The organism is Leeuwenhoekiella polynyae, assembly GCF_004104075.1.
Lineage (GTDB): Bacteria > Bacteroidota > Bacteroidia > Flavobacteriales > Flavobacteriaceae > Leeuwenhoekiella > Leeuwenhoekiella polynyae.
On record NZ_QOVK01000001.1, the window covers coordinates 564,950 to 578,022 of the forward strand.

The following is a 13,073-nucleotide window of genomic DNA, read 5'->3' on the forward strand; positions in this document are numbered from 1 at the left end:
ATGAAAAAGATACAATATATTACAAGTTGTTTACTCGTACTTCTTACAGTAACAAGTTGTCAGGATTTTTTAGAAGAAGAAAATGAGTCTTTTGCAGTAGCTGAAGAATTTTATTTAACCGAAGAAGGTTATCAATCCTTATTAAATGCAAACTACGCGCAGTTGCGCGAAATTTATGGAAACGAACCGTGGATTTATGTTTGCGGTACAGATCTTTTTGCTGAAGGTCGTGACGCAGAACCTACAGGTTTGAGTAGGTATACAGATCTCAATCCTTCATCAACAGGAGTGGCAGGACTTTATGATAACGCATATAAAGCTATTCAAACTGCAAATACAGCTATTTATTATGCAGATCTAACTGAAGCTACAGATATATTAGATCAACAATTAGGAGAGGTGCGCTATTTGCGCGCTAATGCCTATTTCCTTTTAGTGCAAACTTACGGAGGTGTTCCTTTGGTAACAGATTATTTTAGAGAACCCGTATTAGAGTTTTCAAGAGAAAGTGCTGAAGATATCTATAGTTTTATCATTTCAGAATTAGAAGCTGCCGTTAATCAAGTGAGTTCGGGTGCATATCAGGGTAAAGTAAACGAACGTGCCGTAAACCATTTGTTAGCAAAAGTTTATTTAACGCGCGGATATGAGAGTTTTGGCTCCACAGCAGATTTTACAACTGCAGCTTCCTATGCAGAAGCTGCAATAGCAGGCCAGGGTCTTAACTTGTCTTTTGAAGAATTATGGGCACCAGGAAATCCTACCTATCCTATTAATGAAGAGACTCTGTTTTCGGTTCAATACGATCCTGCTTCTGTAAGTACAGATCCATTCAATTTAGGACATCAGCAAACGGCTTATTTTGGTCCTTATCAAGGCGGTAGCGAGGTTGCAGGAGATGCACCATATAGAACATACACACTATGTCCTACACAATTTGCAATAGATTTATTTACTGAAGATGATGAGCGTTATCAGGTAACATTTATGACAGAAGTTTATGAGCGCTATTTTGATTTTTATGATGTAGACGATACCAGTACTTTAACTGTAAATCATTATTACGCTCCGGCATGGGAAGCAACACAAGCAGATCAAGATGCTTATATGGCAGAACATCCAGAAGCAACTTACCACCAGTATGGTACTTATGTACCTTCTGCAAACCCCACTAATGATTATCAAACTATTCCATTGAAAAAATTTGATGATCCTGAAGCTCCTTTTGGTCAAAATACCAGTAGAAGAGATATCGTTCTTTCTCGTTTAGGAGAAACCTATTTAATTGCTGCAGAGGCTTATTTGCAAGCCGGTCAGCCGGATGTAGGTCTTAACTTTATAAATGATGTACGGGAGCGAGCAGATGTTGATGATGCGACTTTAGCAGAATTTGATATCGATTATATTTTAGATGAACGCGGCCGCGAGTTAATAGGAGAGTATCACCGTTGGTTTGATTTAAAACGTACAGGTAAACTGGTAGAACGCGCTTCTGCTTACCATTATCTTGTAGAGGAAGGAAATTTTGACGGAGCCAACGGAGTCTTAAAGATTCTAAGACCCATCCCACAAAGTGCACTGGATCTAAATCAAAATAATGACTTTGAACAGAACCCAGCATACCAGTAATTTTTAAATATTAGTAGAAACAGAAAAAAGCTTACCAATTTACGGTTAAGCTTTTTTCTATTTAAAATATGGAGATGTTTAAAACTAAAATTATGAGTCGATTTGCACATACAATATTCATTCTAAGTTTCCTTCTAGGAGGAGTCTGTTTAGCTCAGAAAAAAACCATTAATAAAATTGAATATTCTATAGCGACAACTTATGAGAAATTAAAGGCAGACTATCTATTTATCAAACCTATTGAAGAATTAAAAACTGGAGATTTTAATAAAAATGAAGATATTATATATAAATCGATTGACGGGAAGGATTTAAAAGCAGATGTATATTTTCCTAAAAATGTTTTGAAAAAAAAACCAGCCCTTTTATTGGTATTTGGAGGAGGTTGGATGAGTGGCAGTAAAGAGAATGTTAGGCCTTTGGCGCAGTACTTTGCAAATAATGGTTATGTGGCTGTTACGGCAAATTATCGGTTAAGTACAGATGCGGTTTATCCTGCTGCGGTTTTAGATTTAAAAGCAGCCGTTAGATGGATGCGTCAACACGCTCACAGGTATGGTATAGATTCAAATAAAATAGCTATTTTGGGTAATTCAGCGGGTGCACAGTTAGCAACTTTAGTAGGTGTAACTGGAGGATCTTCGGTCTACAATAGTGAGAACTTTAAAATTTCTGACTCTATTCAAGCTATTATTAATGTAGACGGGATTGTTTCATTCACCCATCCTGAAAGTGAAGAAGGCGAAGTAGCAGCAAAATGGCTTAATGGTTCAAAATATCAGAATCCCAAAAATTGGAAAGAAGCCTCTCCACTTAATTATGTTGATGCAAACACACCGCCAACGCTTTTTATTAATAGTACGCAGCCACGTTTTCACGCCGGGCGGGTTGATATGATTTCGATATTAAACCAAAATCATATCTACAACGAAGTGCATACCATCCCAGATACGCCGCATTCTTTTTGGTTGATGCAGCCGTGGTTTAATAAAACAGCGCAATACAGTTTAGCTTTTTTAGATCGGATTTTTAAGGCGGAAGATTCAAAAGTTTATCGGGAAATTAAAGTTGCATTAGACGGCAGCGGAGACTTTAATAGTATTCAGAAAGCGATTGCAAGTACACGAGATTTAGGTCCGGCTTATGTTAAGATTTATGTTAAAAATGGCATTTACAAAGAGAAAATAGAGGTGCCTGCTTGGAAGCGTAAAATTGCATTAATTGGTGAAAGTCGGGACGGAGTAATCCTTGTTAATGATGATTATTCGGGTAAGGTAGATTCAGTATCTGGGACGGTTCATAATACCTTTACATCCTATACATTGAAGGTTGAAGGTTTAGATTTTTATGCTGAAAATTTAACCATACAAAACACCTGGTGTGACCGCGGTCAGGCTGTAGCCTTACATACTGCGGGTGATCGCTCTATTTTTAATAATTGCCGGATTTTAGGATGTCAGGATACGGTTTACACAGCTGGTGAAGACAATAGAGTATTGTTTGAGAACTGTTATATAGAAGGTACTACCGATTTTATTTTTGGTCAGGCGACTGCATTTTTTGAAGAATGCGAAATCAAAAGCCTTACTAACTCTTACGTAACAGCAGCCTCAACACCAGCAATGCAAGATTATGGTTATGTCTTTCTGAATTGTAAGCTAACTGCTGCTGCAGGAGTGAATCAAGCTTATCTGGGCAGACCCTGGAGGCCATATGCTAAAACAGTATTTATCAATTCAGTTTTAGGAGCTCATATTTTGCCGGAAGGCTGGGAAGTTTGGGATGGAGATGCAATGTTTCCGCATAAAGAGCGTACTGTTTTCTATGCAGAATATAAGAGCAAAGGAGCAGGAGCAAATGCTGAGAAACGTGTGTGGTGGTCGCACCAATTGTATGAAGAAGAGGTGAATTTATATACTAAAGATTTGGTTTTAGGAGGACACGATAACTGGAAACCTGAACTTGTTTCTTCAATTTTAAATGAATAGTATGAAGATTTTTAAAATTTTTATGGTCGTCTTTTTTGTTTTATCCGGGATGCTTTCTGCTCAGGAGAAACCAACAATTCACTTGATTGGAGATTCTACAATGGCAGACAAGAAAAACCCGGAAACCAATCCAGAGCACGGGTGGGGACAAGTTTTGCCAGAACTTTTAGATCAGAATATACAGGTGAGTAATCATGCGTTAAATGGACGCAGTAGCAAAAGTTTTATTACTGAAGGCCACTGGGAACGTGTTTTAGATTCTTTAAAAAAGGGAGATTTTGTATTCATACAGTTTGGTCATAACGATCAGAAGTTTAAAGATAGTACACGATTTACTAATCCATTTACTCAGTATCGATACAATCTGAAACGATTTGTAGTCGAGACCAGAAAAGCAGGAGCGACTCCCGTCTTGTTATCATCTATTGTGCGTAGAAAATTTAATGAATACGGAACTCTTGAAGATACCCATGGTAATTACCCGCTGGTTGTAAGAATGGTTGCTAAAGATCTGAATGTAAAATTTATTGATATGCAATTTTTAACCGAAAGGTTGGAGCGCAAATGGGGTCCAAAAGAATCTAAAAAGCTTCATCTGCATTTTAAACCAGGAGAACACTCATATTACCCAGATGGCAAAAATGATGATACACACTTGTCATACTTAGGAGCAAAGTTGGTAGCAAGTTTAGCATTGCAGGAAATAGCACGTCAAAATTTACAAATAGAAAAATATATTAAACCTGAGGTTTTAGCACGAGATATCTGTAATTTTAAAATGTATTGAAAACATTTAAAAAGAAAATCCATGAAGTTACTTATTTCAGTAAAAAATAAGATTATAGTTATTAGTGGTGCAACTGGTGTTTTGGGAGAATCTATGACCCGATCTCTTGCTGAATGCGGTGCACACGTAGTCATATTAGGTAGAACAAAAACTAAAGTTGATAATCTTGTAGATGATCTAAAACAGCAAGGATATCAAGCTTCAGGAGTACTGGCTGATGTGACAAGTAAAGAAGCTTTGAATGCTGCAAAAGCTGAGATAGAAGATCATTTAGGGTATATAGATGTTTTAATTAACGCTGCAGGCGGTAATATGAAGGGGGCGTTAATTTTACCAGAGCAGTCGCTGGCAGATGCAGATGCTGAAGAGATGCGCAAGGTGATGGATCTTAATTATATAGGGACCTTTCTACCCACACAGGTTTTTCTTCCGTTATTAGAAAAATCAAAATCCGGAAGCGTGCTCAATATTTCTTCGGTTGCGGCACATTTACCGCTTACACGTGTAATGGGATATGCTTCTGCAAAAGCTGCAATTGAAAATCTAACGCAATTTCTTGCGGTAGAATTTGCTCAAAAACAAGAGAATCCTATTCGCGTAAATGCATTGGCTCCGGGTTTTTTCTTAACAGAACAAAATAGGGATTTACTGACCAATAAAGATGGAAGTTTAACCAACCGTGGAGAAAAAATAATAGACAATACTCCTCTAGGTAAATTTGGTGATCCACAGGATTTAAATGGTGCGATACACTGGTTGTGTAGCGATGCAGCGTCTTTTGTAACCGGTACTGTAGTTACTGTAGATGGGGGGTTCAAGGCATTCTCAGGTGTTTAATTTCAATAGAAAATTTAAGAAATGATTCAAACAATGCGTTGGTACGGGCCTAAAGACCCCGTATCACTTCAAGATATTCGTCAGGCGGGTGCGTCTGGTGTGGTTCATGCAATGCACGAAATTAAGAATGGAAAAGTCTGGTCTCTGGATGCTCTTCAAAAAAGAAAAGCTGAAATAGAAGCTGCTGGCTTAACATGGAAAGTGGTCGAAAGTTTACCGGTCACTGAGGCAATGAAAACCCGCACAGGAACATTTCAAGAGCATATAGATAATTATAAGACCTCTTTAATAAACTTAGGTAAAATAGGCGTTGAGGTTGTGTGTTATAATTTTATGCCTGTTTTAGACTGGACGCGTACACAGTTGGCTTACCCGCTAGAAAATGGAGCAACTGCACTGCGTTTTGACTGGTCTCATTTGGCTGCTTTTGATTGTTTTATTTTAAAACGAAAAAATGCTGAAAAAGATTATAGTCAAGCACTTTTGGCGGAAGCTAAACGGTTTTTTAAACAATCAACACAAGATGATAAACAGCAGTTGGAAGAAGCTATTATTGCTGGGCTTCCGGGTTCTGAAGAAGGCTATACTTTAGCTGGATTACAGAAAGCAATTGATACTTATGTGGCAATAGACGAGCAAAAAGCTCAAGAACATTTAAAGCTCTTTTTAGACGAAATTTTACCTACCGCTGAGTCAGCAGGTGTGGCTATGGCAATTCATCCGGATGATCCGCCACATGCCTTTTTTGGCTTGCCCAGAATTATGAGTAAAGCTTCAGATATTAAGCGTTTATTGTCAGATAATGATAGCGTATATAATGGGGTTACTTTTTGTACCGGTTCTTTCGGCGCACGAGCAGATAATGATTTGGTACAAATGGTTAAAGATTATGGTAAGCATATTCATTTTGTGCATTTAAGAAGTACAAAAAGAGATGCTAGCGGTAGTTTTTATGAAGACAATCATCTGGAAGGAGATGTGCCAATGGCAGCGGTTATTTATGAGCTATTAGAAGTTGAAAAACAGTATGGTAGGCAACTGCCTATGCGTCCAGATCACGGGCATCAAATGCTGGATGATCTTAAGAAACCTCTTGCGCATCCCGGTTACACAGGGATAGGTAGACTTAAAGGTTTAGCTGAAATACGAGGTGTTATTAACGGAATAGAATTTATGCATAATAGATAAGAGATGAGTATTACAAAAGAAAGCGACGTGTTTTTTAAAACAAATAAAACTGAATGGGATCAGGCTGATGCCGGTATTACCCGTCAGATCGTTGCACATAACAAAGATCTGATGATCGTGAGTGTGAAGTTTGAAAAGGGGGCCATAGGTACGGTACATGATCATATTCATACACAAGGAAGCTATGTGGTTTCAGGTAAATTTGAAATTACCATTAACGGAAATAGTGAAATTCTAGAAGCCGGTGATGGATTTTATGTTCCGCCAAATGCACCACACGGAGCTAAATGTCTGGAGCCGGGTATTTTAATAGATGCTTTTAACCCTGCAAGAGAAGATTTTTTGAACTAAAATAAAAGCAGCTGAAAGGCTTTTATTTTAGTTAAACAACAGTATTTTGTGTTAGCTAAAGTCATAATTTACGACCAATTGTCTGAACCCTTGAATTAAAGATGATGGAATTTGAAAAGATGAAAGTAGAGATTTGGAGTGATATCATGTGCCCTTTTTGCTATATTGGAAAACGAAAATTTGATAAGGCTCTTGAGCAGTTCTCCCACCGCGATAAAGTTGAAGTAATATGGAAGAGCTTTGATCTGGCACCAAATTTAAAGACTCATACGTTTATTAGCAGTGTTGATTTTTTACAGAAACATAAAGGAATGAGCAAAGCCCAGGCTGAGCAGGCCATTGAGGGGGTAACCGCTTTTGCTAAAGAAACTGACCTTGATTATGATTATGACAAAGTGGTTGTAGCCAATACTCACAGAGGACACCAACTCATACACTTGGCTGGCCAGGAAGGACTTCAAAATGAAATGAAAGAACGTCTTTTAAAAGCCTATTTTATTGAAGGCCGAAATGTAGATGATGTAGCAACACTCATTCAATTAGGTCAGGAAGTAGGTCTCGAAAAGGCCGCAATAGAGAGCGAATTGAACGAAAGTCAGTTTGCAGCACATATTGAGCAGGATATTCTGGAAGCCCGAAAAATTGGGGTTAGCGGAGTTCCGTTTTTTGTTTTTGACCGAAAATATGCCGTTTCTGGTGCACAGCCCGAAAAACAATTTTTAAACGTACTTGGTAAAGCTTATATCGAGTGGTATGCTAAGCAAGAGACACCTCAGTTTGAAGTGCTTGAAGGTCAAAACTGTGATGTTTCAGGTAATTGTAATTAATAATTTATACTATTATAATCTAAAAAGCTCCCAAAACACTGGTTTGGGAGCTTTTTTGGTTTTTTTGAAAATGACTTTTTTTTGATTAAAATTTAACAGACAATTTACTTACACATTCGTCATAAATTTTAGATTTGCGTAACCAGTTACGTTTATTATTATGAGTGAAGATTTTTTAATTGAAATGGGGTATGCCGGTCTAACCGGAAGACTCAAACGCCTCAGTGATGCGTTTATTTATCAAACACGCGATTTTTACAGGGAGCACGAGTCTGATATTGAGCCCAACTGGCATATGATTTTTATGTTATTGCAGAAAAACGAGAAGATGACCGTAACCGAGATAGCTGACGCTTTACAGCTTTCGCATCCTGCAATCGTAAAACTGATTAATAAAATGAAAAAAAGAGGCTATGTCGATGCTGAAATCGACTCTCAGGACAACCGAAAATATCAATTAATGTTATCGCAGAAAGCAAAACAAAAACTTCCGGTGCTACAAGACTATTGGACTGCAGGTGAAAAAGCCCTTGAAGAATTATTAGGTTTTAATACCCGTCTGCTTGAAGAAATCCAAAAGCTGGAAGACCGTATGGCAGAAGCTGATTTCAGAACCCGTATGGATAAACTACTTGTAAACGAATAGAAGACACAAAAATTCAAAAGGCTATGAAAATATTCATCGATGTTGCAGGATGGCTAGGCTCCTTTTTAATCGTATTCTCTTACGCACTAACACTTGTAAAAAGTAAAGACTTCTCTGGGTGGTGTATTTTAATGAATCTTCTGGGAGGAATTTTAATAGCCGTTAATTGTTTCTACTATAATGCAATACCATCTTTAGTAACTAATGTGATTTGGAGTTTTATTGCACTTTTCTCCATTTACAGAGCAAAGAAGCATACGTTTCAAAACCGTAGGTTTACTAAAAAACAACATCGTTTTAGACTTTAATCCTGTTAAATAGTTAATTTAATAGCATTTTAAAATAGATTCATGGCTTTTAAAATTTCTAAAATTCAACACGTTGGGATCCCGGTGACCAACTTAAAAAAGTCTATATCCTTTTATAAAGATTTAGGCTTTGAAGAGGTTATGATATCACAGTTTGATCACAATAAGGAGAAAGGAAATGTGGCAATGCTTCAAAGTGGCGAGGTGATAATGGAGTTATATGAATTTCCGAGAAAAGATCTGGAAGAAATACGAAGCAGATCGCACGGTCATATTGACCATATCGCTTTTGATGTTACTGATATTGATGTAGTTTTTAACGAGCTCAAAGAAAAAGATTATAAAATTCAAGAAGAGGCTCCGGTATTTTTACCTTTTTGGAAAAACGGCTGTAAATACTTCAACATTACCGGCCCAGATAATGAGCGCTTAGAGTTTAATCAGATTTTATAAATAAAGTGTTTCTGGCGCTTCTGGAATTTTATGAAAAACTTCAAAACTCATTTTAAAAATATCTTTTTTGCAGTATCTCTTATTTTTCTGTTTTCCGCTTGCTCAAAAGGATTAAAACAGAATTCCATCACAATCGCTACGGCTGCTAATATGCAGTTTGCAATTCAAAAGTTAGCAGATAAATTTTCTCATCAAACCGGAATTACGTGTGAGTTTATCGTCGCTTCATCGGGTAAATTAACGGCACAAATACAAGAAGGTGCTCCATATGATGTGTTTGTAGCTGCCGATACCAGATACCCAAAAGCAGTTTATGATGCTGGTTTCAGTGATGATCAACCAAAGATTTACGCGTATGGGAAATTGGTTATTTGGTCTTTAGACAAAACACTTCAGCCATCCTTTAAAACCTTATTAAATTCTCAAATAAAGCATATCGCTTTAGCAAATCCCAAAACCGCACCCTATGGCGAGGCTGCGATCAATGCACTTCAAAAAAAAGGTTTATATGAGGTATTAGAAAAAAAACTTGTTTACGGTGAAAGTATCTCTCAGACCAATCAATTCATTGTTTCCGGTGCTGCCGAAATTGGCTTTACAGCACTTTCTGTGGTTAAGGCTCTGCAAACTGAAAAACAAGGAAATTGGATTTTAGTCGAAGAAAGTTTGTATGCTCCCATTGAGCAAGCGGCCGTTTTGATAAATAGGGAAGGGCAGGTAAATGAAGCCGCCAAAGCTTTTTATGAATATATTTTTACCGAAGAAGCACAAGAAATTCTTTTAGAATTTGGATATTCGGTAGATGAATAGCTTCAACGGAAACATATCGAAATTAGAAGTTAGTGGTAATCTTACATTGGCACACGTTGAAGTCACCCCCCAACTCCTTTTAAAAGCTATTGTAATTGACACTCCAAAAACAGCTGCTTACCTAAAATTAGGGCAGCAAGTAGCTTTAGTATTCAAAGAAACGGAAGTCATAATCAGCACCGATTCTCAAATTAAAATAAGCTTACAAAATCAAATACCTGCATCAATTATAGACATTGAGCCTGGTCAATTACTCAGCAAGCTAAATCTTTCTACAAAAGCTGGTGAGCTGAACGCAATTATAAGCACAAACGCTGTTAAAACCTTAGCTTTAAAAGCTGGGATTTCCGTGGTTGCTATGGTTAAATTAAACGAAGTAATGCTGCAGGCGCTATGAATTGGGAACCGCTACTTTTAACTTTTAAACTTGCGCTGTTCACTACAGTAATTTTGATCTTAATAGGTATTCCTGTCGCATACTGGTTAAGCAATACGAAGTCTCGGTTAAAACCTGTTTTTGAAACTTTGGTAAGTATGCCGCTGGTTTTACCACCCACCGTTTTAGGTTTTTATTTTTTGATGGCTTTTAGTCCTAATAATACATTTGGTAACTGGCTTGACGAATGGTTGGGAATCAAATTGGTTTTTTCATTCAGCGGTCTGGTAATTGCATCTGTAATTTACAGTTTGCCATTTATGGTTCATCCAGTACAATCAGGTTTAAGCGGTATTTCAAGATCTATAACCGAAGCTTCTTTTGTTATGGGAAAGTCTAAATGGGAAACACTTTTAAAAGTTCAATTACCTCAAATCAAACCAGCTTTGCTTACTGGTATTGTGCTGTCTTTTGCGCATACGGTGGGGGAGTTTGGCGTGGTGCTAATGATAGGCGGTAATATTCCCGGAAAGACTAAAGTTGCATCAATTGCGATTTATGATGAGGTAGAAGCGTTGAATTATGACGCGGCTAATTTTTATTCACTCGTTTTATTTGCCATAACTTTTTGCATTCTCTTATCGGTTTATCTGGTTAATGGTAATTACTTTAAAGGCTTTTGGAAATGATAAAACTAGATATTAGTAAAGAATTGCGGGGCGCTACGGGAACGATGATACTTCGGTTAAATTTAAATATCAAAAGTGAGCAATTTATTACGCTATACGGTCCGTCAGGAGTAGGAAAAACATCTGTGTTAAGAATGATAAGTGGTTTGATGCAACCCGATTTTGGACAGATTTGTGTTGAAGAGGAAACATGGTTTGATACCAAAACTAAAGTCAATTTTAGTCCGCAAAAGCGGAAGGTGGGTTACGTATTTCAAGATTATGCATTGTTTCCGCATATGACGGTTTTAGAGAATTTAAATTTCGCGAAAGCGAAAAATCAAAACAATAGTTCAATTTCAGATCTCATAGAAATAATGGAATTGGAGCAACTGCAAACCCGCAAACCCGAAACCCTAAGTGGTGGACAAAAACAACGCGTAGCACTGGCACGCGCATTAGTACAAAAACCGAAGATTTTATTATTAGATGAACCACTAGCTGCTTTAGACAGCGCAATACGTCACAAACTACAAGGGTATTTAAAAAAAGTACATCAAGAATTTAAGCTCACAACAATTTTAGTCTCTCATGATGTAGGGGAGATTGTGAAGCTGACAGATTATGTCTATCAGTTAGAAGAAGGAAAAGTACTCAAGCAAGGAACACCTGAAGCTATTTTTATAGACCAAAGCCTGAGTGGAAAATTTAAGTTTACCGGCGAAGTTTTAAAAATTCAACAAGAAGAGATTATAAGTGTTGTAACGGTGCGAATTCACACAGATGTGGTCAAGGTTGTCGTTCAGCACGAAGAAGCATCAAATCTAACCATAGGTGACAAGGTATTGGTTCTTTCTAAAGCATTCAAGCCTTTGCTTTATAAAATAGAAGCATAAATGTTCAAGTTGTAATAATGAAAAAATCCGGAATGCCTTTCAACATACCGGATTCTCAAAATTGATTTGAACGCTAATTAATCTTCCTGGTTTAAAAACCATTCTATTTTTTCAACTTCTGTTTTACAGCCGCAATAAAAAGGAGCACGCTCGTGCAATTCAGAAGGTATTCTTTCCATAATACGGCCATAACCGTCAGAGCATTTTCCCCCGGCCTGCTCTGCTAAAAAAGCCATAGGGTTACATTCATACAGCAAACGTAGTTTTCCGTTAGGAGACTTGGTGCCTTCCGGGTATAAAAATACACCACCTTGAATCATATTTCGGTGAAAGTCTGCAACCATAGAGCCGCAATAACGCGCCGAGAAAGGCCTGTTGTCTTCCTCATCTAATTCCTGAACCCACTTTATAAACTTTTTAATTCCACCGGGAAAATGCACATAATTACCTTCATTAATTGAGTAAGTTCTTCCAGATTCTGGAAACATCATGTCTGGATGCGATAAAAAGAAAGATCCTATTCCCGGATCAAAAGTAAAACCGTGTGTACCACTGCCTGTAGTATAAACCAACATCGTAGAAGTGCCATAGATGATGTAGCCGGCAGCAACTTGATTGATACCGGGTTGAATAAAATCTTCTAAAGTCACTGGAGTTCCCAAAGGACTAATGCGACGATAGATACTAAAAATTGTACCCACAGTGATATCTACATCAATATTTGAAGAACCGTCAAGCGGGTCTATGAGCACTACATAGTTGGCATTTTTATGACGCTCTTCGTTAAAAACGATAAAATCTTCAAGCTCTTCAGAGGCCAGGCCACAAATATCTCCACGATCACGTAACGTGCTAATGAACATGTCGTTTGCAAGAATGTCTAACTTAGCTTGTACTTCGCCTTGCACATTTTCTTTACCTGCTTTTCCGCGTATTTCTGCCAGTCCGGCTTTATTGATTTCCTGATTTACCATTTTTCCCGCAAGTCTGATCGCACTTAAAAGCGAGGTGAGTTCGCCTTTTGCGTAGGGAAAATCTTTTTGGTTTTGAATGATAAACTCGCCTAAAGTGATGTGTCTTTCCATAGTTTCTGGTGATCGTAGTTGGTGTAGAATAACAAGTATTTAAACTGATACATTATAAAAAATGTTTTTTGCAATCGATTACAAGTTGATTTTTATGTGAATTTTGCAATAATTCATACAGTAAATTTAATTTAAAGTTTTGGGATTTCAGGTTAATTTGTCACACAATTATCCTAATCTAGAATGAATTTTTATAGCAGAACTAAAGTTGAAGGGTTTTTATA

At 37.4% G+C, this 13,073-nt stretch carries 15 protein-coding genes; 14 read left to right on the forward strand and 1 reads right to left on the reverse strand.

Annotation, left to right across the window (positions count from 1 at the left end; all coding sequences use genetic code 11):
* The 14 genes from DSM02_RS02390 to DSM02_RS02455 all read left to right on the forward strand — a co-directional run bounded on the left by DSM02_RS02390 (nt 1) and on the right by DSM02_RS02455 (nt 11,764).
* Entirely contained in the window at nt 1-1,629 is a 1,629-nt protein-coding gene (locus tag DSM02_RS02390; protein ID WP_128764140.1) for a RagB/SusD family nutrient uptake outer membrane protein, read from the forward strand.
* Nucleotides 1,630-1,721: 92 nt separating this feature from the next.
* On the forward strand, nt 1,722-3,617 hold the full coding sequence (locus tag DSM02_RS20535) for a pectinesterase family protein (RefSeq protein ID WP_240673960.1): 1,896 nt from the start codon (nt 1,722-1,724) through the stop codon (nt 3,615-3,617).
* Nucleotide 3,618: 1 nt separating this feature from the next.
* A complete protein-coding gene (locus DSM02_RS02400; protein ID WP_240673961.1) occupies nt 3,619-4,404 on the forward strand; it encodes a rhamnogalacturonan acetylesterase in 786 nt (261 codons plus the stop codon).
* Nucleotides 4,405-4,425: 21 nt separating this feature from the next.
* The gene (locus DSM02_RS02405) at nt 4,426-5,241 is read left to right on the forward strand and encodes an SDR family oxidoreductase (protein WP_128764142.1); all 816 of its coding nucleotides are present in this window, start codon (nt 4,426-4,428) and stop codon (nt 5,239-5,241) included.
* 21 nt (nt 5,242-5,262) lie between these two features.
* Nucleotides 5,263-6,429, forward strand: a complete 1,167-nt coding sequence (uxuA, locus tag DSM02_RS02410) for a mannonate dehydratase (RefSeq protein ID WP_128764143.1) — start codon at nt 5,263-5,265, stop codon at nt 6,427-6,429.
* 3 nt (nt 6,430-6,432) lie between these two features.
* The gene (locus tag DSM02_RS02415) at nt 6,433-6,780 is read left to right on the forward strand and encodes a cupin domain-containing protein (RefSeq protein WP_128764144.1); all 348 of its coding nucleotides are present in this window, start codon (nt 6,433-6,435) and stop codon (nt 6,778-6,780) included.
* 119 nt (nt 6,781-6,899) lie between these two features.
* Entirely contained in the window at nt 6,900-7,607 is a 708-nt protein-coding gene (locus DSM02_RS02420; protein WP_240673962.1) for a DsbA family oxidoreductase, read from the forward strand.
* Nucleotides 7,608-7,767: 160 nt separating this feature from the next.
* Nucleotides 7,768-8,253 carry a MarR family winged helix-turn-helix transcriptional regulator gene (locus tag DSM02_RS02425; RefSeq protein WP_128764145.1) on the forward strand — a complete coding sequence of 162 codons (486 nt, stop codon included), beginning with the start codon at nt 7,768-7,770 and terminating at the stop codon, nt 8,251-8,253.
* Nucleotides 8,254-8,276: 23 nt separating this feature from the next.
* Entirely contained in the window at nt 8,277-8,561 is a 285-nt protein-coding gene (locus DSM02_RS02430) for a CBU_0592 family membrane protein (protein WP_128764146.1), read from the forward strand.
* A 42-nt stretch (nt 8,562-8,603) separates the two neighbouring features.
* On the forward strand, nt 8,604-9,014 hold the full coding sequence (locus DSM02_RS02435; RefSeq protein WP_128764147.1) for a VOC family protein: 411 nt from the start codon (nt 8,604-8,606) through the stop codon (nt 9,012-9,014).
* A 30-nt stretch (nt 9,015-9,044) separates the two neighbouring features.
* Nucleotides 9,045-9,824 (forward strand): molybdate ABC transporter substrate-binding protein, encoded by a 780-nt coding sequence (gene modA / locus DSM02_RS02440; protein WP_128764148.1) that lies wholly within the window; start codon nt 9,045-9,047, stop codon nt 9,822-9,824.
* Nucleotides 9,817-10,221 carry a TOBE domain-containing protein gene (locus DSM02_RS02445; RefSeq protein ID WP_128764149.1) on the forward strand — a complete coding sequence of 135 codons (405 nt, stop codon included), beginning with the start codon at nt 9,817-9,819 and terminating at the stop codon, nt 10,219-10,221. The genes modA and DSM02_RS02445 overlap by 8 nt, the downstream gene beginning before the upstream one ends.
* The gene (gene modB / locus DSM02_RS02450; RefSeq protein WP_128764150.1) at nt 10,218-10,889 is read left to right on the forward strand and encodes a molybdate ABC transporter permease subunit; all 672 of its coding nucleotides are present in this window, start codon (nt 10,218-10,220) and stop codon (nt 10,887-10,889) included. Before DSM02_RS02445 ends, modB begins: the two co-directional genes overlap by 4 nt.
* Nucleotides 10,886-11,764 carry an ATP-binding cassette domain-containing protein gene (locus DSM02_RS02455; protein WP_128764151.1) on the forward strand — a complete coding sequence of 293 codons (879 nt, stop codon included), beginning with the start codon at nt 10,886-10,888 and terminating at the stop codon, nt 11,762-11,764. Before modB ends, DSM02_RS02455 begins: the two co-directional genes overlap by 4 nt.
* 77 nt (nt 11,765-11,841) lie before the next feature.
* Here DSM02_RS02455 and fbp read toward each other — a convergent pair whose 3' ends face one another.
* On the reverse strand, nt 11,842-12,849 hold the full coding sequence (fbp, locus tag DSM02_RS02460) for a class 1 fructose-bisphosphatase (protein ID WP_128760175.1): 1,008 nt from the start codon (nt 12,847-12,849) through the stop codon (nt 11,842-11,844).
* Between the last annotated feature and the right edge of the window lie 224 nt (nt 12,850-13,073).